This window comes from Streptomyces sp. NPDC001508, from assembly GCF_040298665.1.
Lineage (GTDB): Bacteria > Actinomycetota > Actinomycetes > Streptomycetales > Streptomycetaceae > Streptomyces.
Map to the genome: position 1 here is coordinate 24,406 of NZ_JBEPAP010000060.1, position 22,579 is coordinate 46,984.

Annotated in this window: 18 protein-coding genes and 2 pseudogenes; 9 read left to right on the forward strand and 11 right to left on the reverse strand. The window is 72.0% G+C overall.

The window, feature by feature from the left end; genetic code table 11:
• Positions 1 to 234: 234 nt before the first annotated feature.
• A complete protein-coding gene (locus ABT245_RS36125) occupies positions 235 to 1,155 on the reverse strand; it encodes a MurR/RpiR family transcriptional regulator (RefSeq protein ID WP_351742314.1) in 921 nt (306 codons plus the stop codon).
• A gap of 54 nt (positions 1,156 to 1,209) precedes the next feature.
• Between ABT245_RS36125 and ABT245_RS36130 the strand changes: the two genes are divergently transcribed.
• Positions 1,210 to 1,593, forward strand: a complete 384-nt coding sequence (locus ABT245_RS36130; RefSeq protein WP_351742317.1) for a DUF8819 family protein — start codon at positions 1,210 to 1,212, stop codon at positions 1,591 to 1,593.
• A gap of 509 nt (positions 1,594 to 2,102) precedes the next feature.
• Here ABT245_RS36130 and ABT245_RS36135 read toward each other — a convergent pair.
• The 3 genes and pseudogenes from ABT245_RS36135 to ABT245_RS36145 form a co-directional block, all read right to left on the reverse strand.
• Positions 2,103 to 3,227 carry a GNAT family N-acetyltransferase gene (locus ABT245_RS36135; protein ID WP_351742320.1) on the reverse strand — a complete coding sequence of 375 codons (1,125 nt, stop codon included), beginning with the start codon at positions 3,225 to 3,227 and terminating at the stop codon, positions 2,103 to 2,105.
• 62 nt (positions 3,228 to 3,289) lie between these two features.
• A pseudogene (locus ABT245_RS36140) lies at positions 3,290 to 3,544 on the reverse strand (Cmx/CmrA family chloramphenicol efflux MFS transporter); the annotation flags it as partial.
• An 18-nt stretch (positions 3,545 to 3,562) separates the two neighbouring features.
• A complete protein-coding gene (locus ABT245_RS36145; RefSeq protein ID WP_351742322.1) occupies positions 3,563 to 4,207 on the reverse strand; it encodes an HD domain-containing protein in 645 nt (214 codons plus the stop codon).
• Positions 4,208 to 4,536: 329 nt separating this feature from the next.
• Here ABT245_RS36145 and ABT245_RS36150 point away from each other — a divergent pair, with 329 nt between their 5' ends.
• Together ABT245_RS36150 and ABT245_RS36155 are read left to right on the forward strand one after the other, a co-directional pair.
• Positions 4,537 to 5,205, forward strand: a complete 669-nt coding sequence (locus ABT245_RS36150; RefSeq protein ID WP_351742325.1) for a maleylpyruvate isomerase family mycothiol-dependent enzyme — start codon at positions 4,537 to 4,539, stop codon at positions 5,203 to 5,205.
• 96 nt (positions 5,206 to 5,301) lie between these two features.
• Complete coding sequence (locus ABT245_RS36155) at positions 5,302 to 6,012, forward strand: copper homeostasis protein CutC (RefSeq protein ID WP_351742328.1); 711 nt, start codon at positions 5,302 to 5,304, stop codon at positions 6,010 to 6,012.
• A 661-nt stretch (positions 6,013 to 6,673) separates the two neighbouring features.
• On the opposite strand, the gene ABT245_RS36160 is transcribed toward ABT245_RS36155, so the two are convergent.
• The gene (locus ABT245_RS36160; RefSeq protein ID WP_351742331.1) at positions 6,674 to 8,725 is read right to left on the reverse strand and encodes a HelD family protein; all 2,052 of its coding nucleotides are present in this window, start codon (positions 8,723 to 8,725) and stop codon (positions 6,674 to 6,676) included.
• Between the two features lie 397 nt (positions 8,726 to 9,122).
• Here ABT245_RS36160 and ABT245_RS36165 point away from each other — a divergent pair, with 397 nt between their 5' ends.
• Together ABT245_RS36165 and ABT245_RS36170 are read left to right on the forward strand one after the other, a co-directional pair.
• A complete protein-coding gene (locus ABT245_RS36165; RefSeq protein ID WP_351742333.1) occupies positions 9,123 to 9,302 on the forward strand; it encodes a hypothetical protein in 180 nt (59 codons plus the stop codon).
• A 104-nt stretch (positions 9,303 to 9,406) separates the two neighbouring features.
• Positions 9,407 to 10,579 carry a glycosyltransferase 87 family protein gene (locus tag ABT245_RS36170; RefSeq protein ID WP_351742386.1) on the forward strand — a complete coding sequence of 391 codons (1,173 nt, stop codon included), beginning with the start codon at positions 9,407 to 9,409 and terminating at the stop codon, positions 10,577 to 10,579.
• Here the strand turns inward: ABT245_RS36170 and ABT245_RS36175 are convergent.
• Complete coding sequence (locus tag ABT245_RS36175; RefSeq protein WP_351742389.1) at positions 10,545 to 12,185, reverse strand: DNA repair helicase XPB; 1,641 nt, start codon at positions 12,183 to 12,185, stop codon at positions 10,545 to 10,547. The two genes, ABT245_RS36170 and ABT245_RS36175, sit on opposite strands and share 35 nt — an antisense overlap.
• Positions 12,186 to 12,293: 108 nt before the next feature.
• Here ABT245_RS36175 and ABT245_RS36180 point away from each other — a divergent pair, with 108 nt between their 5' ends.
• Positions 12,294 to 13,130, forward strand: a complete 837-nt coding sequence (locus tag ABT245_RS36180) for a recombinase family protein (protein WP_351742336.1) — start codon at positions 12,294 to 12,296, stop codon at positions 13,128 to 13,130.
• A gap of 60 nt (positions 13,131 to 13,190) precedes the next feature.
• Here ABT245_RS36180 and ABT245_RS36185 read toward each other — a convergent pair whose 3' ends face one another.
• The 4 genes and pseudogenes from ABT245_RS36185 to ABT245_RS36200 all read right to left on the reverse strand — a co-directional run bounded on the left by ABT245_RS36185 (position 13,191) and on the right by ABT245_RS36200 (position 17,835).
• Positions 13,191 to 14,033 (reverse strand): protein kinase family protein, encoded by an 843-nt coding sequence (locus ABT245_RS36185; protein WP_351742339.1) that lies wholly within the window; start codon positions 14,031 to 14,033, stop codon positions 13,191 to 13,193.
• Between the two features lie 70 nt (positions 14,034 to 14,103).
• A pseudogene (locus tag ABT245_RS36190) lies at positions 14,104 to 14,322 on the reverse strand (hypothetical protein); the annotation flags it as partial.
• A gap of 54 nt (positions 14,323 to 14,376) precedes the next feature.
• On the reverse strand, positions 14,377 to 14,910 hold the full coding sequence (locus tag ABT245_RS36195) for an NUDIX hydrolase (protein WP_351742342.1): 534 nt from the start codon (positions 14,908 to 14,910) through the stop codon (positions 14,377 to 14,379).
• Positions 14,911 to 15,114: 204 nt separating this feature from the next.
• The gene (locus ABT245_RS36200) at positions 15,115 to 17,835 is read right to left on the reverse strand and encodes a helicase-associated domain-containing protein (protein WP_351742344.1); all 2,721 of its coding nucleotides are present in this window, start codon (positions 17,833 to 17,835) and stop codon (positions 15,115 to 15,117) included.
• Between the two features lie 258 nt (positions 17,836 to 18,093).
• On the opposite strand from ABT245_RS36200, the gene ABT245_RS36205 reads away from it, so the two are divergent.
• Together ABT245_RS36205 and ABT245_RS36210 are read left to right on the forward strand one after the other, a co-directional pair.
• Positions 18,094 to 19,104 (forward strand): hypothetical protein, encoded by a 1,011-nt coding sequence (locus tag ABT245_RS36205; RefSeq protein ID WP_351742346.1) that lies wholly within the window; start codon positions 18,094 to 18,096, stop codon positions 19,102 to 19,104.
• 411 nt (positions 19,105 to 19,515) lie between these two features.
• Positions 19,516 to 20,142 (forward strand): HAD family hydrolase, encoded by a 627-nt coding sequence (locus ABT245_RS36210; protein ID WP_351742348.1) that lies wholly within the window; start codon positions 19,516 to 19,518, stop codon positions 20,140 to 20,142.
• Here ABT245_RS36210 and ABT245_RS36215 read toward each other — a convergent pair.
• Positions 20,118 to 20,369 carry a hypothetical protein gene (locus tag ABT245_RS36215; RefSeq protein ID WP_351742352.1) on the reverse strand — a complete coding sequence of 84 codons (252 nt, stop codon included), beginning with the start codon at positions 20,367 to 20,369 and terminating at the stop codon, positions 20,118 to 20,120. The two genes, ABT245_RS36210 and ABT245_RS36215, sit on opposite strands and share 25 nt — an antisense overlap.
• Before the next feature lie 516 nt (positions 20,370 to 20,885).
• Between ABT245_RS36215 and ABT245_RS36220 the strand changes: the two genes are divergently transcribed.
• A complete protein-coding gene (locus ABT245_RS36220) occupies positions 20,886 to 22,523 on the forward strand; it encodes a recombinase family protein (protein ID WP_351742355.1) in 1,638 nt (545 codons plus the stop codon).
• The last annotated feature ends 56 nt before the right edge of the window (positions 22,524 to 22,579 follow it).

Sequence of the window (22,579 nt, forward strand, 5' to 3'; positions counted from 1 at the left end):
GCCCGTCAGCCGTTCTCGGACTGGCCCGTCGGCCGTTCCCGACCTCGGCCGTCGACCGTTCTCGGACTGGGCCGTCGGCCGCCCCAGTACCCCACGGTCAGCCGCCCCAGTACCCCACCGTCGGCCGCCCCGGAACTCCGCCGCAGGCGTTCCCGGAGGCGCCGCTCGCGGGCACGGCGCCCCGGCGGTGAGCCGGTCGACGCACAACGGCTCGGCCGGCGGAGCACCCGGCGCTCAGCGGTGCCGGTGGGCCAGCGCCTCGTAGGAAGCGGCCAGCGCGGGCGCGGCGGTCTCGTACGTACGCTGCGCCACTCCGATGAACAGGCAGTCCACGACGAGGAGTTGACTGGTCCGGGAGGACATCGCGGCGGGCCGCAACTCGCTCTCCCGGGAGATGGAGGTGGTGAGCACATGGTCGGCGTACTGGGTGACCGGGCCACCCGGCCGTCCGGTGATGGCGATGGTGGTGGCCCCGTGCTCGAACGCGGCCCGCAGCGGCTCGATGACATCCCCCGTCGAGCCGGAGTGGGTGATCGCGATGGCCACGTCCCCGGAGCGCAGCTGCACCGCGTTCGTCACCGCGAGATGCGGATCGCTGTGGGCGTGGGCCATCAGCCCTATCCGCAGCAGCTTCTGGGTGAGGTCCTGGGCGACCAGCCCGGACGCGCCGACCCCGTACACATCGGTGCGCCGTGCGCCGACGAGCGCGGCGACCGCCGCGCCCAGTTGCACGGTGTCGAGTCCGGCGGCCGTGTCGGCGAGGGTCTGCTGCTCGTCGTAGGCGAGCTTGGCGACGACGTCGGCGATCGGGTCGTCGACCGCGATGTCGGTGGTGAGGGCGGGCGCGCGGCCGGACTGCTGCTGGGCGGCCAGGCCGGCGAGGGCGAGCCGCAGATCGCGGTAGCCCGGGTAGCCGAGCAGCCGGGCCGTCCGTACGACCGTGGCCTCGCTGGTGCCGGTGAGTTCGGCGAGCCCGGTGACCGTGAGGGCCGCGCAGCCGGCCGGATCGCCCGCCACGGCCTCGGCGACTCGTTGCATCGAACGGGTCATGGACGGGGCGAGCGTGCGCACCTTGGCGGTGAGGGCGGCGGGGGCCGGCGGCGCGTATCCGGGGCCGCCCCGGTTGCCGAAAATTTCCTTCACGTCCTGGGTCACAGGTGAAAGGTATTTTCGGCTGGTGTCGGGGTCAAGAGCACGCACAATGGGTCCATGGACCCCATCAGCCCGCTGGAACGTGCCCTGCACACGGCCCGCGCCCGCGTTCTCGCCGACCTTGTCGCCGGCGAGGTCGCCGAGGCGGACGTGGTCTCACTGGTCGAGGACTCGGTCGTGCAGCGCCGCTGGTGGGTCGAGCAGTGGCCGGACGGTGCGGCCTATGTGGCCGGGCTGGTCGCGCAGGACGTGCAGGACGCGCTGCTCGAGCGGTACGGACGCTGGCCGCTGTGCCCGGTCTGCGGCTCCGGCGACCCGCACGCGCTGGAAGTCGAGCCGGAACTCGGCCCCGATCCGCACTGGGTCTGCCACCAGGCGGGCGTGAAGGTCGCGGCGATCGGTTCCCTGGGACGGGCCACGGGCGAAGTACCGACCTCCTGAGACCCCCACGGCAACGGCCGCCCCGCCGAACCGGCCAACCCGAGGGGCCCGCGCCGCGGGGCTGGGCTGTCCGAGGGGGTTGCGCGCTGCGGGGGTTGCGTGCGGGGGTTGGGCTGTCTGCGGGGCTGGCTGCGGCGGTGGCTGTCTGAGGGGGCTGCGCGCTGCGGGGGTTGGCTGCCCGAAGGGGTTGCGGTGCGGGGCTCGGTCACCCGGAGGGGCCGTGTTGCGCGCCGCGAGGTTGGGTTGTCCGAGGGGGTGCGTGCTGCGGGGCCGGGTCACTCGGAGGGGCTGTGCCGTGAGGTTGGGCTGTCTGCGGGGGGCTCGCGCTGCTGGGCTGGGCTGCGGGGGTTGGCTGCCCGAAGGGGCCGCGGTGCGGGGCTCGGTCACCCGGAGGGGCCGCGCCGCGGGGCCGCGCGCCGCGAGGTGTTGGGCTGTCTGCGGGGCTGCGCGGCGCGGGGGTGGGCCGCCCGAAGGGCCCGCGCCGCGGGGCTGGGCTGTTTGCGGAAGTGTCAGGTGTGGCGGATGTGGAGGGTGAGTGAGCGGTCCGAGCCGTGCCGCTCGGCGTGCGCGGCCTCCTCCGCCGCCCCGGCCCGGTCGAACCCGGCCCGGACCAGCACGCCCTGCGACGGCAGATTGGTGTGCTCGACGCGCGCGAACAGCAGGCTCACCTCGTCCCGGGCCAGCGCCCACTTGGCCAGCGCGCCCAGCGCCTCCGTCGCGTACCCCCGGCCGCGGGCGGCCTCGGCGAGGTCGTAGCCGATCTCCACACGGCCGTCCTCGTCCGGAGCGGAATGGAAGCCCAGGCCGCCGACCGCCCGGCCGTCGTCCCGGCGTACCAGCACGAACAGCCCGAACTCGGGCCGGTGCGACCCGGATTCATACGCCTCGACCAGCATCCCCGCGGCATCCCTGGTGCCCTGGTACGGCCCGCCGTCGATCCAGTCGAAGCCGCCGTCGCCGCCCAGCCGCAGATCACGCGCGGCGGCGGGCCGTACGCCCTGGAGGGTGAGCCGCTCGGCCGGGATGACCAGGTTGTTGGACCAGCGCCAGCCGGTGACCGGGGCCCGGCCGGGCAACTCGCCGCGGCCGGTCGCCCACAGCAGGGTCGGCCAGGGCGCGGGGCCGGGCGGCACGTGCGGGAAGATGCAGGCCAGGACGGACTCGGCGAGTTCCGCCGACGGCTCATAGGGCAGCCCGAGCCCCGCGGCCATGTCGTGCGTGTGCAGCAGTACCTCGGCGATGCCCATCGCGGCGAAGCCCTCACGGTCCGCGCTCCCGAAGGGGAACGGGTGGAACGCGCGCGCCTCGGGCGGGGTGGTGCGGACGGTGGTGGCGAGCAGCACGCCGGTGGTCTCGATCACCTGGAGGACGCTGGCGTTGTCGGCCGCGTGCATGCCCTCGTCGCCCTGGCCGTCGAGGGTGATGTCGAAGGGGACGTACGCGTCCTGCGCCCGTCCCGCCAACTGCCCGGCGTACGCGATGAGATCGCTCGCGACATGTACGGCGGTCCGCCGGACGCTCCAGTCCAGCCGACCCGCCCGCACCGCCGTCCAGTCCCGGTCCACCGCCGTGCGCAGCGTCGCCACACAGCCCGCGACGGCCTCGTCCACCTGGTCCCCGCCCACTGCCTGCATATGGCGCAGACTAGGTCATCGGATCGGTGCGCGAACCTGGTTTTCCGGCTGACCGGCGTCGGCCCGGCGACGACGCGGGACGCGAACGCACGGCGGTGCAGCCGCAGCGAGACGCCGGCCGCGCCGATCGCCGTGAGGGTGAGGGCCGCACCGGCCCAGGCGGGCGACGCGTACCCGAGGGCGGCGTCGATGACGGTGCCGCCGAGCCAGGGGCCGCCGGTGTCGCCCAGATCGAACGCGGCCGTGGTGGTGGCGCCGGCCGGCGTCAAAGCGGCCGAGGCGACATTGAACAGACGGGCGCCGAGGGCGGGCGCGGTGACATTCCCCGCCCGTCGTCAGCCGGTGAGCAGCTCCAGCTCGGCGGAGAGGTTGTAGCGGGCCGTCGGCTCCCACTCACGCTGCCCGTACGGCGTGCGGAACAGCCGGGGCAGCTCCAGCAGTTGGCGCAGGATCGCGGCGCGGCCGTTCCGGAAGGCGTCGTTCGGGACGAAGTGGTACTCCGCGCGGACGGCCGCGGTGTAGGCGGCGTACGCGGACGGCGGTGCCGCGAGGATGGCCAGATCGGCGTCGCACAGCACCTGTCCGTCACGGTCGTCCGCGGCCGGGTCGTGGGTGACCGTGAGCCGTACCAGCCGGGCCACCTCGGCGGTCCTGTCCGCCGGGACGCCGGCCTCCGGCAGCGCCCGCTCGGCGAGGCGGGCCGAACGCTCCTCGTTCTCGGAGCGGTCGGGGAAGTAGACGGCGTCGTGGAACCAGGCGGCCAGGCGTACGACGTCGGGGTCGGCGGCGTACTCCGCGAGCGTGTCGACGTGGTCCAGGACGGCGGTGAGATGCGCGAGCGTGTGATACCGGCGCTGCGGCTCCTGCCAGCGGGCGAGCAGCCGGTCGGCATACGGCGACGGATCGGGCCCACCACCGGCCCCCCGAGCCCCTGCCAGAGCCCTGCTCCACCGCCTCCGCAACCCCTCGACATCAGCCATCTCCCTATTCTCCCGCGTCCTGAAGCGGCGCGGGACACGGTTCGGCTGCGCCCTGGGGCGCGGGGCTGTGTTGAATATGCGGCTCCGCCGCGTGGGCGCGACAAGCCACAACGCGTCCGCAGCCGAACACGACCCACCGGCCCCCCGTCGTCGTCGGCCAACCCACCGGCCCCCCGTCGTCGTCGGCCAACCCGGCGGCCCCCCGTCGTCGTCGGCCAACCCGGCGGCCCCCCGTCGTCGTCGGCCAACCCGGCGGCCCCCCGTCGCCGGCCGACCCTGCGGAGCCCTACCGTCGTCGGCCGACCCTGCGGAGCCCTACCGTGGGGGCCATGACCGACACACACGAACCACGGGACCCCGAACTGCCCGGCCGGCTGCTCGTCGTGGAACGCGACGCCCTGGTGCCCCTGCTCCGCTCCCTGCCCGACGCGGATTTCGCGCGGGCGGTCGAGGCGTGCCCCGGATGGACCGTACGGGATGTGCTCGCGCACTGTGCGACCGTGCTGACGCGGGTGCTGGAGCGCCGCTTCGAGCCGGGGGTGTTCTCACCCGAGTCGAACGAGCGGGACATCGCCGACCGCGCCGAGCGCACGCATGCGCAGATCATCGACGAACTGGAACGCGGGATGACCGAGGCCGGGCCGGTGATCGCACAGGCCGGCGGGGTGCTGGACATGATCGCGCTGGGCGAGTGGGTGCACGCCGGCGATCTGCGCGACACGTTCGGCGTGCCGGGTGCCTACGCCGGGCCGGGGACGCCGCACGCGCTCGCCCTGCTGGCCTGGGTGACCCGCGAGAAGGGGCATCTGCCGGTGCACGCCGACCTGGACGACGTGGACGAGCCGCTGCGGCTGGGCGCGGCCGACGGGGCGCGGCCCCCGGCCCGCTTCATCGGGGACAGCGCCACGCTGGTACGGCTGTACGCGGGCAGGTCGCTCGACGGGATGTCGTACGAACTGGTGGGCGCGGCGGCACCGGAGCTGAACATCTTCGGCTGACGGGGGCGATCTCGCGGGGCCGGGCGGGGCGGGCGTACCCTTTCGATTGGACTAGACCTGTAGTCGCTCCGGGGAACACCGTCGGAAAGGGGTCCTATGAGCACGCGTGCAGTCCTGGAGGTGATCGCCCTCGGTGTCGAGGACGCGGTCGCCGCGCAGGCCGGAGGCGCGGACCGCCTCGAACTGGTCACCGACATGGCGGCCGACGGGCTGACCCCGTCGGTGACGACCTTCACCGCGATCCGGGCCGCCGTCGACATCGACCTGCGCGTGATGCTGCGGCTCTCCGACGGGTTCGCGGCCGGCGGGCCGGAGGGCGTGGAGCGGCTGGTGCGGGCGGCCGGGGAGCTGCGGTGGGCGGGGGCCGACCAGTTCGTGCTCGGATTCCTGGACGCCGGCGGCGGGCCTGACCTGGTCGCGCTGGAGCGGGTCGTCGCCGAACTGGACGGCTGCCCGTGGACCTTCCACCGCGCGATCGACCGGGCCGCCGACCGCGACGCCCTGCGCAAGCAACTCGCCGACGTGCCCGGCCTCGACGCCTACCTGACCGCCGGATCGGCGGCCGGCGTCGACGAAGGGCTGCCCACGTTGCTCGCGGAGGCCCGGCGCGGACAGGAGCCGGGCTACGAGCCGACGGCCATGGTCGGCGGCGGCCTGCGCCTCGACCACGTCCCGACACTCCGCTCCGCGGGCGTCACCGCGTTCCACATCGGCGGCGCGGCCCGCCCCGACGGCTGGACGGGCCCGGTGTCCCCCCGCTCGGTGACCCAGTGGCGCCGAACCCTGGACGACACCGAAGGGCCCTGAGGCCCCCGGCCCCGGGCCCGGCCCGCAGGACGGCGACGGAACCGGTACGGCGGAACGGTACGCGGAGACGCCGGGGCGGGGCCGCCGGTCGCACGCATCCGCCCCGGGCATGAGCCGGCCACCGGAGTCCGCCGCTCAGGCGTCCTGCGCGGATCGGATCGGACGGGTTCGGGGGTGTGCCCCCGCCTCGGCCCACCGCGGCAGCCACGCGCCCACGCACCTGCGTACCCCCGCGTCGGCTGCGGCGGTCGCCGAGGCACGCGGCGCACCGGGAGTGCCCGGCGACTTCGCCCCGTCCGCCCCGAGCTACCCCACCGCGCGCACAGCCACGCTGCCGCCGCCGGCCACTTCCCACCCCGCGCTGCTGCCGACCGTTCCCCGCCCGAGTGGCGCTGCCGTCCCCCGTCCGAGTGGCGCTGCCGTTCCCCGTCTGCGTGCTGCTGCCGGCCGTTCCGCGCCCGAGCGTTGCTGCCGTTCCGCGCCCGAGCGTTGCTGCCGTGCCCCGTCCGCGTGGTGCTGTCACTCCCACCCGTGCGCTGCTGCCTGCAACTCCCCGCCCGCACCCTGCTGCCCTCCACCCGGGCGGTGCCGCCGGCCGCCGCCCGTGTGTTGCTGTCGGCCGTTCCCCGGTGGTGGGTGCACGTGTGGTGGGGGCCCGGGGTCAGGTCAGTTGGGGTGGGAGGGGGGTCTTGTGGGTGATGATCAGGCCCGATACCGCTCGGGTCAGGGCCACGTACAGGCGCCGCAGGCCGGTGCGTTCGTCCGGTTCGGCGTCGACCACCGCCCGCGGCTCGTCGAGGACCACGTAGTCGTACTCCAGGCCCTTGGCCAGCGACGCCGGGACCAGGGTGACGCGCGCCTCGCGCGTCGTCTCCTCGCCCGGTGCCAGATAGGTGATCTGGGCCGCCGTGAGCGCCTCGGCCAGCGCCGGGACCCGCGCGTCGGCCGCGATCAGACCGGTCGAGCCCTCGTTGCGCAGCAACTCCTCGCAAGCCGCGACCACATCACCGGTGCCGTCGACCGCGCGCAGGTCGAAGAAGCCCGGGTTCTCCCGGACCGACGCGACCGGCGTGAGGCCGGGGGCGATGTACGGCAGCAGCCGGGAGGCGTACGCGATGACGTCCGTCGGCACCCGGAAACCCGCGGTCAGTTCCTCGATCACGCCGTCCGCCTTGCCCAGGTGCGCCAGCGCCTCGTCCCAGCTGCGGGTCGCCCACGGGGTGGTGCCCTGCGCCAGGTCGCCGAGGACGGTCGCGCTGCCCGTCGTACAGCGCCGGCCCACCGCCCGGTACTGCATCGGGGACAGGTCCTGCGCCTCGTCCAGCACCACATGCCCCAGCGAGTGCGTGCGCTGCACGAGATCGGTGGCCTCGTCGATCAGCACGGCGTCCGCGGCCGACCACCTGGCCGACTTCACGCTGCGCACCGGCTTCGACCACAGCAGCGTCTTCTGCTCGTCCTGCGACAGCAGCCCCTCCGCGTGCGCCGCGAGGAAGTCCGCGTCCGTCAGCAGCCGCAGCACCAGCCTCGCCGGATCGACCGGCGGCCAGATCGCCTTGACCGCCGCCTTCACCGCGCTGTTGCGGGCCACCGCGTCCTGCACCCGGTCGTCCGGCGCCTCGCCCGCCCGCTCCATCTGCACCAGCACGGCATGCGCGATCCGCTGCGGCAGGGCCTCGCGTGCGGCCCCGTACCGGATGTCACGGGCCAGCAACTCGCGGACGATCTCCTCCAGTTCGTACGCCGGAACCCGCCAGCGCCGCGAGCCGCGCACCACCATGACCGGCTCGGTGGGCATCGTCACCTGCGCGTACAGGGCCCGTTTCAGCACCTCGGCGAGCCGCGCGTCGCCCTTGACGAGCGCGGTCGCCGCCTCGTCCGTGCCGCGCACCTCCACATGCCCGACCAGGTCGTCGACGGTGGCCTGCCGCACCGCCAACTCGCCGAGCGCGGGCAGCACCTGCTCGATGTAGTGCAGGAAGGACCGGTTCGGCCCGATGACCAGGGTGCCGGTGCGGGCCAGCCGCTCCCGGTGCGCGTACAGCAGATAGGCGACCCGGTGCAGTCCGACGGCGGTCTTCCCGGTGCCGGGGCCGCCCTGGACGCACACCGTGCCGCCCAGACCGGAGCGTACGATCTCGTCCTGCTCCGGCTGGATCGTGGCGACGATGTCCCGCATCGGGCCCACACGCGGCCGTTCGATCTCCTGCTGGAGCAGCTTGCTGGTGCGCGCCTCCTCCGCCGGGTCCGACAGATGCTCGTCCTCGTACGCCGTCAGATCCCCGCCGGTGTAGCCGAAGCGGCGGCGCAGCGCGACGTCCAGCGGGTCCTTCTTGGACGCCCGGTAGAACGGCTGGGACACCGGCGCACGCCAGTCGATGACCATCGGATCGCCCTCGGCGTCGTGCACATGCCGCCGCCCGATGTAGAACCGCTCGCCCGGCGCGCCCTCGGCCCCTTCCGCGCCCGGCGGGTGCAGATAGTCGAGCCGGCCGAAGAACAGGGGGGTGTCGCTGAGGTCGGCCAGCGCCTTGACGCGCTCGTCGATCTGCCGCGCCAGCACCTCGGCGTTGACCCAGTTCGCGGTGACGTCACTGATGTCGAGGGATTCGACGTCCTCGCGCATGGCGCGCAGGGCGGCACGGGACTGGGCGAGGTGGGAGCGTTCCCGGGCGAGCGGGTCGTCCAGCGGGTCGTGGGCGGGCGTGGACAAGGCGGTGCCTCCGGTCGGTGCTCAGGGCGGGTGCACGGACAGTGCGCGGACGGGCGCGCCTGCGTGACGGGAAGCCGTCCGGTTTCCGGCCGGACGGCGGCGCTCCGGGAGGGAGGCGGGCAAGAGCGGAGATTCTAATGACGAGCCCCGCACCGAAGCCAATGCTTTTCCGCCCCCCTGTCGCCGTCCTCCGTTTCCGCCCCTGTCGCCGTCCTCTTGTTTCCGCCCGTTTCCGTTCTCTGTTTCCGCCGGTGTCTCGGTTCTCCTCTTTCAGTCCCCTAGGGGATGCCTCCACCTCGCCCAGGGGGGCCGGGTCCCTCCCGAGGGGTATGTGCGGGGCCCGGGATCGGCCCCGGAGACCGATGACGCCTGGTGTCCGGCGTTCCACCATGGAGACATGAGCGCTGCAACCATCCACCCGGCCCCCTCCGGCCCGGCCGGCGCCACGGCCGTCGTCGGCAACCACCACCACCGCCTGGGCAACATCCTGCGTGCCGTCAAGGTGTTCGCAAAGGCGGCGTTCGGCGTCGTCATCCTCGGCGAGTACGGCGAGGAAGCGGGCGTTCGCCGTAAGTAACCCATAGGTTCACCTCCGTGGCACAACGGACGGTGACGCCTTATCTCCTCCTGGCCCTGTCCCTTCTCTCCTTCACCGCCCTGTGTGTCCTGCAACGCGCCCCGATGGCCGACGCGCTGGTCTACCGGGCCGAGGGCGCGGCCGTCGTCCACGGCGGCGACCTGTACGGCTTCACCGTCACCGAGTGGCGGCTGCCGGCGACCTACCCGCCGTTCGCGGCGGTCCTGTTCGTGCCGGCGACCTGGATCCCCGTCCCGGCCATGAAGGCGGCCTTCGTCGCGGGCAATGTGCTTCTGCTCGCCCATCTCGTCGTCCTCTCGGCCCGGCTCGCGGGCCGGACGGCCCGGGCGCCGCAGGTGTGTGCGGCCACCGCCCTGGCCCTGTGGCTCGAACCGGTCTTCCAGACGGTCCTGTTCGGCCAGATCAACCTGGCGCTCGCCTGCCTCGTCCTGTGGGACCTCACCCGCCCGCCGGGCGCCCGCGCCAAGGGACTTGCCCTGGGCGTGGCGGCCGGGATCAAACTGACCCCGGCCGTCTTCGTCGTCCATCTCCTGCTGACCGGGGGCCGACGGGAGGCGGCGACGGCCGCGGCCGGCTTCGCCGCGACCCTCGCGGTCGGCGCGGTCCTGCTCCCGGCGGCCAGCGTCGGTTTCTGGACCGGAGGGATCTTCGAGACCGGCCGGGTGGGCAAGGTCTGGATCGTCGACAACCAGTCGCTGCCGGGTCTGATCGCGCGGGCGGCGGGCGATCAGGCACCGGGTCCTGCGTGGGCGCTCCCGGTCGTCGGCGTGGCCGTCGCGGGCCTGTGGTCGGCGGCACGGGCGGGGCGGGAGCGGCACGGCATCCTGCTGGCGGCGGGCACCGCCCTGCTGGTCTCGCCGATCAGCTGGTCCCACCACTGGGTGTGGTGCGTCCCGCTGATCGCCGTGCTCCTCGCGGAGGGCCGCATCCGGCTCGCGGCGCTGACGGCGGCCGTGTTCACCGCCCGCACCATGTGGCTGCTGCCGCACGAGGGTGACCTGGACCTGCGGCTCGCGTGGTGGCAGCAGCCGCTCGCGTCCCCGTACCCACTGCTCGCTCTCGCCCTGCTGGCCCGGACCCTCGTCCCACAGCGCCGCGCAGTCCCCCGAGCACCCGAAGATCCCCAGCCCGGCCGGCAAACCGTCGGCGTACGACACGACACAGCTACCGGCCCACCCCATGACGCACTCGTCGATGACTGCCGGCTCACCGGGGTGTGGCTCAGGTCTCGGTCAGGATCTCGTCCGCGTCCATGATGCGGTAGGCGTACCCCTGCTCCGCCAGGAACCGCTGGCGGTGGGCGGCGAAGTCCTGGTCGATGGTGTCGCGGGCCACCACGGAGTAGAAGTGGGCCTGGTGGCCGTCGGCCTTGGGGCGCAGCACCCGGCCGAGCCGCTGGGCCTCCTCCTGCCGGGAGCCGAAGGTGCCCGACACCTGGATGGCGACCGTCGCCTCCGGCAGGTCGACGGAGAAGTTGGCGACCTTGGACACGACGAGCACGCTGATCTCGCCCTCACGGAACGCGTCGAACAGCTTCTCGCGCTGCGCGTTCGACGTCTCCCCCTTGATCACCGGCGCGTTCAAGTGCTCGCCCAGTTCGTCGAGTTGGTCGATGTACTGGCCGATGACGAGGATCTGCTGCCCGGCGAACCGGCGCACCAGGGCCTCGGCGACCCGGCGCTTGGTGTCGGTCGTCGCGCAGAAGCGGTACTTCTCCTCCGTCTCCGCGGTCGCGTACGCGAGCCGCTCGGCGTCGGTCAGGTTCACCCGGACCTCGACACAGTCGGCGGGCGCGATATAGCCCTGCGCCTCGATCTCCTTCCACGGGGCGTCGAACCGCTTGGGCCCGATGAGCGAGAACACGTCCGACTCGCGGCCGTCCTCACGCACCAGCGTCGCGGTCAGCCCGAGCCGGCGGCGGGCCTGGAGGTCGGCGGTGAACTTGAAGACGGGAGCCGGCAGCAGATGCACCTCGTCGTAGACGATGAGCCCCCAGTCACGGGAGTCGAACAGCTCCAGATGCGGGTAGACGCCCTTCCGCTTCGTGGTCAGCACCTGGTACGTGGCGATGGTGACCGGCCGGATCTCCTTCTTCGTACCGCTGTACTCCCCGATCTCGTCCTCGGTCAGCGAGGTCCGCCGCACCAGCTCGTGCTTCCACTGCCGGGCCGAGACCGTGTTGGTGACGAGGATCAGGGTGGTGGACTTGGCCTGAGCCATCGATCCGGCGCCGACCAGCGTCTTGCCCGCACCGCAGGGCAGCACCACGACCCCGCTCCCGCCGTGCCAGAAGTTCTCCACGGCCTGTTTCTGGTAGGCCCGCAGCGCCCAGCCGTCCTCGCGCAGCTCGATCGGGTGCGCCTCCCCGTCCACGTACCCGGCGAGGTCCTCGGCGGGCCAGCCCAGCTTCAGCAGCACCTGTTTGATCTGGCCGCGTTCGGAGGGGTGCACGGCGACGGTGTCGGGGTCGATCCGGGCCCCGACGAGCGGCGCGATCCGCTTGGACCTGAGCACCTCCTCCAGGACCGGCCGGTCGCTGCTGGTGAGCACGAGGCCGTGCGCCGGGTGCTTGCTCAGGCTGAGCCGACCGTAGCGGTCCATGGTCTCGGCGATGTCCACGAGCAGCGCGTGCGGCACGGGGTAGCGGCTGTACTGCACGAGCGCGTCGACGACCTGCTCCGCGTCATGCCCGGCCGCCCGCGCGTTCCACAGGCCGAGCGGCGTCACCCGGTAGGTGTGGATGTGCTCCGGCGCCCGCTCCAGCTCGGCGAACGGCGCGATGGCCCGACGGCAGTCATCGGCCCGCTCATGGTCGACCTCCAGGAGCAGGGTTTTGTCGGATTGGACGATCAGGCAGGACACGCATACCTCCACGAATAGGATCGTCAGCGTGACAGACACCGCACCTGCCACGGCTCGGGCCATGCCCCGTGCCCGGCGCCGAAAGGGCGTTCCGGCCAGCGCGCGGGGATGCGCGCCGCTATCTATGTTCGCCTATCGAGTGAAACGGACGAGGCGACTTCTCCTGAGCGCCAGAGAGCGGCTTGCGAGTCGTTGTGTGAGGCACGTGGCTGGAACGTCGTAGTCGTCGAGGAAGACATCGACGTCTCCGGCTTCTCGCGGGGCCTCGACCGGCCGGGTCTGCTACGCATTCTGACCAGGCTCGCGGAGCTGGACGTGATCGTGTTCTTCAGGAGCGACCGGCTCGCACGCTCGACGGTCGGCTTCGCGGAGATCATGCGACTCGCCGAGCACCAGAGCGTCGCGCTCGCGTCGGCGACGGAGCCGCTCGACCTCACGTCGTCGATGGGCCGGGCCGTGGCGAAAGTGATCGCGGTCTTCGCTGAGCTGGAGTCCGACACCATCGGGATGCCAGTGTCAAGCGCGCACGAGCACCTGCGCCGCGAGGGCCGCTACACCGGTGGGCGGGTTCCGTACGGGTACATGGTCGTCCCCGATCCCAACGGGGCGGGCAAGGTGCTCGCGGTCAATGAGGACGAGGCCAAGACGATCAGGAAGATCGTGGAGGGGGTCCTGGCCAAGGACTCGCTCATGCAGATCATCAACGACCTCAACAAGGAGGGTGCCCCATCTCCTGGCCATACCTCCCGCAGACCACGGGCAAGCGCAGCGACTCCAAACTGTGGTACACGACGACGCTGCGCAGCCTGCTGGGCAATCCCCAGTTGCTCGGCCAGGTCATCGAGGACGGAAAGCCGATCCTGCGAACGGACGGTCTGCCCCTGGTCAACCGCCCGCCGATCCTGGCTTCCGCGACCGGATCACCCGGAATGCTGTCCAGGCTGAGGCGTGGTCCAGTTTTTGGTTGTCGGCTTCGGTCTTGTGCGGCGTCGGTGAACCGGCGCCTCAGAGGCAGCTCAGGGCCTTACCCACCTCGTAGATGGTTGGCCGATCCTCGGAAGAGTGGCTGAGCATTGCGTCGATCAGCTCGCCCAGCTCACCTGGCGCCTTCACGGATCGGCGCCTGCCGTTGGCCACGGCCTCTCGCTGGACAGGGCGCGGAGCGTCGTCCGGGTACTCGACAGCCCGCCAGCCTGTGGCCGAGATGAGCAAGGAGGCGCCGAGAGCGTAGATGTCGGCTTCCTGTGTCGGCTTGGCTTCCCCCGTGGCGAGGACGCTGCGCGCGATCTCGGGTGCCTCGTAGTGAACGAGGCACCCGCGGAACGGGAAGTCGAACCCCTCGGGGACGTGTCCGCCTCGGGCTAGTGCCAGGTCGATGAGGTGTGTCCGGTCCGGCCCGATGATGAAGTGGGCGGGTTGTACGTCACCGTGGGCCCAGCCCTTGGCGTGAAGTTCGGCCAGGGCCTCCACGCAGCCCAGCGCCACGCCAGCGTGCGGTTCGAGGGGTGAGTCTTTCCTACGGCATGGCTCCCACAGTTGGTACAAGTCCGGTCCCTGGTGCCACGGCTGAAAGTTCCACGTTCCGCGTTCCCACTCGCCGTATGCGAAGTCATCGAAGCCGAGGCGATGCAGCACGGCTCCCTCGCGCGCGGGTGCGAGGGCGGTCCAAGGCTGGGCAGACCAGTCGGCCGTGGCCTCGATCGGGTAGCCGAGTTTCACGGCGTAGTGGCCCCGATGGCTTTCGACCTCCCAGACCATGGAGCCCCGGCGGTCCAGGACCAGGCGCTGAGACATGGGCATCAGCGCGTCGAGCACCACGATCGGCAGTTCAGGGGGTGACCCGGACAACGTCTCTTCTCCTTCCGGGCGAGCACGGCCGACCACGAGTCGAGGTCGGCCGCCTCGCTGCTGTCGTGTGCTACGCCTGACCGTACGGTCGGCCGCAGTCCGAGTCGCACTGCGCGAGGTTCGTGCCGTTCACGGTCCACAGGTCGTCGAAGATCATGAACCCGGCCGCCTTCATGGCGTGCGCAGAGGCAGCGACCTTCTTCGGGTCACGGGCCCCTCCGCCCGGCATCGGATTGTGGTGCAGGAAGCGGCCCGCGTACCGCTCGCACAGCGCGGCGTACTCCTTCGTAGGAGCCCGTAGCCCTGGCCTTTGAGGCGCAGCTACGGGAGTTCCTCTCACCGGTCAGCGGATCGCTTCATCCATGAGCAGGTACAGCAGGCCGACGAGTGATCCGCTGCTCACGATCTCGCGGCGGTCGATCATGCCCCGCACCGCCGAGAGGGGAATCCACTCAATGCGGTCGGACTCGTTCTTCTCCGTAGGCGGCCCGGCGTAGGTCGCGCCATCCACGCGGAAGACGTGGTGCTGCGAGTCGGTGATGCCGTTGGCCGGCTCGGCGTAGATCAGGGGCTTGATGGGGCCGGGGCGCCAGCCCGTCTCTTCCAGAACCTCGCGGGCTGCCGCTTCCTCCGGGGTCTCGCCTTCCTCGACCAGGCCCATGGGCAGCTCCCAGGCCCAGGAGTCGGTGATAAAGCGGTGGCGCCACATCATCAGGACCTCTTGACGATCATTGACCACGGCGGCCACGGCCAGGTGCCGGAGGCGCACGACGTGGTACTCCCACCTGCGCCCGTCCGGCTGCTGCACGTCGACCAGACACAGATTCACCCAGTTGTTCGTGTAGATCTGTCGCTCACCGTGGGTCTTCCACTCCATGCCTGCGGCCCCTCTCGATCGGTCTCCAGGATCTCAGACCGATCCCGAGGCGGGCGCAGGTTCGGCTCTTTTCGCGTCATCTTGACGAGATGGCCTTGATTCGCCCTACTTGGCACTGGGCATCGAGACCTGCCGCAACGGGTCTGCGTAACCACACTGGCCAGTCAGTGTGCCCTACGGGCAGCTGATCCCGGGGGTCCCCGTTCAGTCGGCGGCCAGCTCCGCGACCCCCGTGACCCGGTGCAGCGGGTAGGTCCGTACCTCGTCCGCCGTGTGGTCGTACGCCGTCACGAAGCCGCCCTCGACCCGGATGGGCGCGATGACGCGCTGGCTCGCGGCGCCCTCGGCGTTCACGTACCCGATCCACAGCGCCTCGCCCGTCAGGACGGCGGCCTGCATGGTGGCCAGGGTCTCGGCGGAGCTGGTGCGCGGCAGGTCGCCGCCCGTCGTCGCCGCGCCCGCGGGCCTGCGCGGGGTCGTGGCCGCCAGGTCGCCGGCGCGGATCGCGCGGATCGCGGCGGACAGCAGGGTCGCGTCGGGGACGGGCGGGCCGTCCGGGACCGGCTCGGGGGCCGTGCGGGGCGGGGTGCGGTGGGCGTGGGCGCGGGCGATCAGCACATCGCCCTCGGCGGACTCGGCGGCGGGCGCGTACCCCATGGCGCGCAGGCCCTCGAGCAGCGCCGCCGGGTCGGCCTGCGCCGCCAGCACGGTCGGCGCCAGCCTGCGCAGCCGCAGGGCGGCCGACCGCCGGTCGGCGAGGATCTCGTTCAGCAGCGCGTCGTCGTCGCAGCGTACGTACGCGGAGGCCGCGCCCACCCGTAGCCGGCCGTGCTTGCGGGCCACGTCGTCGATCAGATAGGTCAGCGGCTGCGGGATCGGGGTGCGGGAGTGTGCGGCGAGGAAGGCGTGCAGGTCGGCGGCGGTCCGGCCGGCGTCAAGGGCGCGGCGCACGGAGGCGGGCGTGAAGCGGTAGACCGTCGCGCCGCCCTTTGACTCCACGTCCGCGAGCACGCCCAGCGTGTCGGCCAGCGGTCGCTCCAGCGGCCCCGGCGCCACCGCCGTCAGATCCGCCTGGAGCAGGACGTGGTCCAACGGCTCGGGCAGCAGCGGCGCGAGCAGCCCGGCGGCCACGGCGGCGGCCGCCGCCCGCTCGGCCGGGGAAAGGGGCTCGCGGGGCACGGGCGGGCGCCGGCGGTGGTGCGCGGGCAGTTTGTCCCCGGGCCCGGTCTCCGGACCACCTGCCCCCGGACCGCCGGCCCCCGGACCACCTGCCCCCGGACCGCCGATCTCCGGACCACCGCTCCCCGGGCCACCGGTACGGATTCCCGGGCCACCGGTACCGGTCCCCGGGCCGCCGTCGGAGCGGCGACGGCCGCTCGGACCGCGCGCCGAGGCGGCCGTGCCCGCAGGACCGGATACGCCGAGCAGCGCGCGGCCGTGGGCGGAGAGGGCGCCGCGGCCGGTGATGCCCAGCAACTCCGCCTCCGCCGATGTCCAGCGCGCGATCCGGGAACGCAGTTCCTCCTCGCCGCCCCGCGGCCGGCCGCCCTCGCGCTCCGGGGCGCCCACCGGACCGCGCAGCGGACGCTCCCAGCGCAGCCGGGCCGGCACGGAGTCGGGGTCCGGCGCCGCGCCCTCCGGCAGCGCGGCCAGCAGCCCCAGCACCCGGTGCCGCACCTCGGGCGCCACAGAGCGGTCAAGGCCCGGCCCCAACGCCGCCAACGTACGGTCCTTGGCGTCCCGCCCGCCGACCAGACCCGGCGTCCGGGTCGCCGTCAGCCATGCCTCGGCGAGCCGCGTCCAGCGCTCGGCCGGGGGCAGCTCCAGCCACTCGTCGTAGGCCGGGGTCGCCGCATACCGCTCATCTGCCTCGCCGTCCGAGGACAGCAGGCCCGCCGCATAGGCCAGTTCGACCCAGAAGGCGGCGACCGGTTCGGACACGTCGAGGGCGACGGCCGTCCGCTTCAGGTCGCGGACGCTGAGCCCGCCGGCCCGCAGCACCGTCGGGCCGCCCTCGTCCCAGTCCTTCAGCAGTTCCTCCACGGTCGCCAGCGCGGTGTACGCCTGCCCGGCCGCCGTCGCGTCCACGACCTGCGCGGGATGCGTCGCGGCCGTCTCGACCGGCGGCGGTACGGCCTCGGCCGCGCGGTGGGCGCGCCCCTCGCGCAGATGCAGGGCGACCTCGCGCGGCAGTACGACGGTGCCCGGCGCCGTCGGCAGCAGCAGACCGCGGTCCAGCAGCCAGCGCAGATGGGCGGCCGGCTCGGCGGTGACCTGGCCGTACGGCGGCCCCCAGACGAGCCGGGCCAGCACCTCGCGGGACTCCGCCGGGGCGCCGGACAGCAGCGCGGCCATCCGGGCGCGGTCGGTGAACAGGGCGCTGAGCGCGGCCACCGCGGAGACCGAGTCATGGGTCGAGGGCAGGCCCGCGGCCGTGACGATCTCCTGGATCCGGCCCGGCGACATGCCCGCGGTGGCCTCCCGCACGGTCGGGCCGAGGCCGGTCGGGGACGGGTGCTGCGGGGTCGGTGCCAGCACCTCACGGGCCGTGCGGACCAGGCGCAGCCGGTCGTCATCGCCCCACACCAGGGCCTGTTCGCGCAGGGTGGCGAGGGCGTCGGGCAGGGCGGCGGCGACGGCCCGGTCGCCGGCGTCACCCGCCATCAGGCCCAGCAACTCGTCGTAGGACGCCGGGTCCGTCGCCACGGCCAGGGCCTGGGCCGTCTGCAGGACGAACAGGTCGAGGCGCTCCAGGGCGCGCAGCACCGAGGCCCGGGTGCCCGCCCGGGTGGCGAGCTGGGTGAGGTCGCCGGGCACGGGGGTGACGAGGTCGGGTCGGCTGCGCAGCAGCGCGGCCAGGGCGGTGTCGTCCCTGGCGCGGAGCGCCTCCGCGAGGGAACGCGGCGGTGGTGCCGGGTTGCTCATCCGACCCACGGTAGCGGGTACGGGACGGACGCCGGGAGCGCATGCCCCCGGCGATGGCATCCGCCCCGCCGATGCAACGCCCCCGCTCGAAGGCGCGCGCCGTTCTTGCTCGGAGATGCGGGCTGTCCCTGCTCGGAGACGCGGGCCGCCCCTGCTCGAAGACGCGCTGCCCGCGGGCGTGCGCGCCGACGCGAGCGGCGGCCTGCGCTACCGTCGTCCCGACGGGGTATCCAACGCACCGGCCCCGGAGGGGACTTCGTGGGTATCGAGAGCGACCAGGTCGTCTACGAGTATCTGAGCCGCGTCGGCGACATCGCGCAGCAGCGCCAGTTGCCGTCGGCCGACCGCATGCGCCTGGTGTCCGAGCTGCGCAACGAGATCGACCGGCACCGGGCCAGGACCACCGTGGACAGTCCCGCCGCCGTGCGCCGCATCCTCGCCCGGCTGGGCACGCCGGACGAGGTGGTGACGGCGGCCGGCGGGAGCAGCGGGGTGCCGCAGCCGCCGCCCGCCGCCGTGCCCGTGCAGCCCGTACCGCGCGAGCCCGAGCCGAAGGGGTTGCTGAGCCCGAAGGGACTGCGTCGGGTCGTACCCCGGCCGCGGCCCGCGGAGCCGGAGGCCCCCGCCCGTCCGGACGGCCCCGCACCGCCCCACCTCGCCGGCGAGGACGAACTCGGCGACACCGCACTGCAGCCCGACTGGTGGCGGGTGGACGACAGCCCGTTCGGGGCCGGGGACAGCGTGCCCGGGTTCGTCGGGGGAGTGGAGATCCCCGAACTCCTCAAGCCGCCACCGAAGGAACCGGAGGCCGCGCAGAAACAGGCCACGGCGACGGAGCCGACGACGGAGCCGGCAGCGGCCCCCGAACCCACCGCGCCCGAGACGGCCGAGCCACCTCCGCGCCGCCGGCTGCCGCTGCCCCGCCCCGCCGCGGGCTGGACCAACCCGCTGCTCCTGCTCGCCGCCGCGGCCCTGGTCGCAGGGGCGGTGCTCGGCAACTGGTTCGCGCTGATCCTCGGCTGGCTCATCGCCTACGGCTCCCGTCGTCTCACCGCTGCGGAGAGCAAATGGGCCGTCATGGGCCTGCCCGGCCTGGCGCTCGTCGGCGGCCTGGTCTGGCTGTGGGGCAGGAACGAGGGCCGCTGGGGCGACCCCATCGCCCAGGGCCACATGCGAGACGCCCTGTCCGAAACCTGGCCCTGGACGGTCCGCGCCGCGGCCCTGACCTCAGCCGCCTACCTCCTGTGGCGCTCCCAACGCCCCCGCTGACCGCGTCCCCGGCATCGGCCAGACCGTCCAGCGCCGTCGGCTGACCTGGCTGACCTGGCTCCGCCGGGTCGGCCGCGTTACGGGGCTGCTGACGTGCAGGCGTCCGCCGGGTTGCCCCCGGCCACCGCCCGCCCGAACACACCCATCCGACCCACGCCCCCCGGCCGACGGCCCAGTGCAGCTCGCCCTACGCCTCGCGCCCCCTGCCCGGAGGCTTGGGCGTAGGGGCGTAGGGGGGCCGGCTGGGGGCTTGTGGGCGGCTGTCCGCTTGGGGCGGGTGGTGGCGGCCGCGCAGGCCCGTTCCGTCGGGGTGGCCCTCATGCCGGTGGTGCCCTGCCCTCGCTATGCCGTGGCGCCGGTTTCGGAGGGGCGGGTCGGTCGGGGGCCGGAGGCGATCGGCACAATGGCGGAATGAGTTCTCGCGTGCTGACCGTCGGGTTCGACCTCGACATGACCCTGATCGACTCCCGGCCCGGCATCCACGCCTGTTACACGGCGCTGGCGGAGCGGACGGGAACCCACATCGACGCCGATCTGGCCATCACCCGGCTAGGGCCTCCGCTCGCCGACGAGTTGGTCAACTGGTTCCCGGCCGAGCAGGTCGCCCCCATGGCGGACCTGTACCGCGAGATGTACCCGGCGATCGCCATCGCCGCGACCCCCGCGATGCCCGGCGCCCGCGAGGCGATCGCGGCGGTGCGCGCGTCCGGCGGCCGGGCGATCGTGGTCACCGCGAAGTACGAGCCGAACGCCAAGCTGCACCTCAGCCACCTCGGTATGGAGCCCGACGCGGTGGTCGGCGACCTCTGGGCGGAGCGCAAGGCGGAGGCGCTGCGCGAGCACGGCGCGAGCGTCTACGTCGGCGACCACGTCGGAGACGTACGCGGTGCCCGTACCGCAGGCGCCCTCTCCGTGGCCGTGGCCACCGGCCCGTGCGACGCGGAGGAACTGCGCGGCGCGGGCGCGGACGTCGTCCTCGACGATCTGTCCGCCTTCCCGCGCTGGCTGACCGGCTATCGCGAGACGCCCCGCGCCTGACGCCGTCCGGCCGCGATCGACCGCAGGACCCCCGCGCCGGCCACGAGGAATCCGACCCCCATGAGCATGCTCAGGCCGAACATGTACGTCGGAAAGGGCTTCGCGCCGAGGAACAGCGGGGCCACGGTGACGAGCGTGGCCACGGCGCCGAGGAAGAAGACGACGGCACCGGCGCGGATCAGCCCGTCACCGGGCGCGGCGGAATTCGCTTGGTTTTTGTCACGCACCGCACCAGGGTAGTTCCCGGCCCGAAGGGACAACCGGGCGACGTCTTGTCCCCGTCTGCCGGCCGGCCACGATCCCACACCACGTCAGCTCTCCTCGCCTTGGCTTACAGGAATACTTTGGGAAATGGCTCTCCTGGCGGGGCGGGCGGAGGAAAGGGCGGCCCGACGTGACGGAGGGGTAACCCGTCACCCGGTCAGCGGCCGTTCGGCCGTCCGCTGCTCGAAGCCTGCCGTGTCCGAAAACGCGCCCGGGAACGCGTCCGGAAACGCGCCCGGCGCATCGGGTAATCGTCACACCTCCCTCACCCCGCTGCGCCTGTGTTCCGCCACTCACGGCGCATAGCGGCCCGGCGCCGTTTTAAGGCATGTTCCGCTGGAGAGACCCCCGGTAAGGTGTCATGACGGCAGTTCAACCGGCGTCCGGGGCGTCCGGGACCGGTCGAGGGAGCGCGTTCTTTGCCGACTGGCAAGGTCAAGTAAGTCGCTTAGGCACAGAGACGCGCTACAGTCCTCCCCATGGAACCCAACCTGCGCTACCTCGCCTGTCTCCGCCTGTCTGCCGACTCGGACGGCTCTACGTCCATCGAGTGGCAGCGCCGAGTGGCCAGCCACTATCTGACGGCCCCTCACATCTCCGGCCACCTGGTGGGAGAGGCAGAGGACACGGACGTCTCAGGCTCCCTCTCCCCCTTCAAGCGTCCGAAGCTGGGGAAGTGGCTCAATGACAGGGCAGACCAATTTGATGTCTTGATTGCAGCCAAGATGGACAGGCTTACCCGCCGATCAATGCACTTCAATGAACTCTTGGAGTGGGCGCAGCAAAACGGCAAGTTCATTGTCTGTGTAGAGGAAGGGTTCGACCTCTCGACTCCTCAAGGCAAGATGATGGCGCGCATGACTGCCGTCTTTGCTGAGGCTGAGTGGGACGTTATCCAGGCACGCATCCTGAACGGCGTACAAAGCCGACTGGAGAACCGTTCATGGCTGGTAGGTGCTCCGCCTACCGGCTACCGCATCAAGGCCGTTGAGGGCGGGAAGCGAAAGATCCTGGAGATTGACCAGGACTTCTACCCTTACGTAGAAGAGATCTTCCGGCGCATTGGTGAGGGACAGTCGACGTACCGGATTGCCCGTGACTTCAACTCCCGAGGAATCCTCACGTGGGGGGATCATCTCCGGAAGCTCAAGGGCGAGGAAACCAAGGGAACACAGTGGCAGTCCACCATCCTTAACCGGTTCATCCGCTCCTCTTGGGTTCCCGGTATCTACACCTACAGGGGGGAAGCCGTTCTAGACGATAACGGAGACCCCGTAATCCTCCCTGAGAAGCCTCTAGCGTCCATGGATGAGTGGACGGACCTAGTAGACAAGATCAAGCCCGCAGAGAAGCCAGAGGGAGCCCCTACGGGTAGCCGGAACATCGCTAAGACTCTCCTGTCCGGTGTCGCCCACTGTGGAGAGTGCGAAGCGCCGTTCACCTCTTTCCTGGGTACGGGCTATAAGCGGAAGGACGGAACAAGGACCCCCGGTTATCGCTATTACCGGTGCTCCAACAAGTTCAAGGGCGGGAACTGTCAGAGCGGCCCGACTATCCGGGCAGACGTTCTTGATTCCTGGGTTGACCAGGTGATCCGGGACAGTATTGGTCAGTGGGACATGTACGAGAGGGCAGGAGTAGGCCCCTCTCAGGCAAGGGAACTCCAGATGACTAGGGCACGCCTGGAAAACCTGGAAGCTAAGTACATCGCAGGAGAGTACGACGGAGAGGGACAGGAAGAGTCCTATCAGCGTATGCATAAGTCGCTCTCCGGAAAGGTCGCTCTCCTGGCAAAGCAGGAAGCGGAGAGGGCTAACCCGACTTTCAAGGCAACGGGTAAGAAGTACGGGGAAGTCTGGGAAACAAAAGACCAGGAAGACCGTCGGGACTTTCTTCGGACCTATGGCGTAAAGGTCTTTGTCTGGGGCGAGGGTGCCGACAAGAAGGATCGGGGATACGTCATGAACCTAGGAGATATCAAGACCATGGCCGAAGAGCTCTTCCCTCAACGTGTTGGGATTACCGAGTACCCAAATGTGTTCCACCACAACACGCCGGTAGGCTACCTGCGCAAGATCGTGATGACGCGACAGCGTAAGTTGCACGGGCCCTGGTGAAGCGCTGAGAGCCCCTGGATACCTTCCCGAGCCTGGGAGGGCGTCACAGGGGCTCT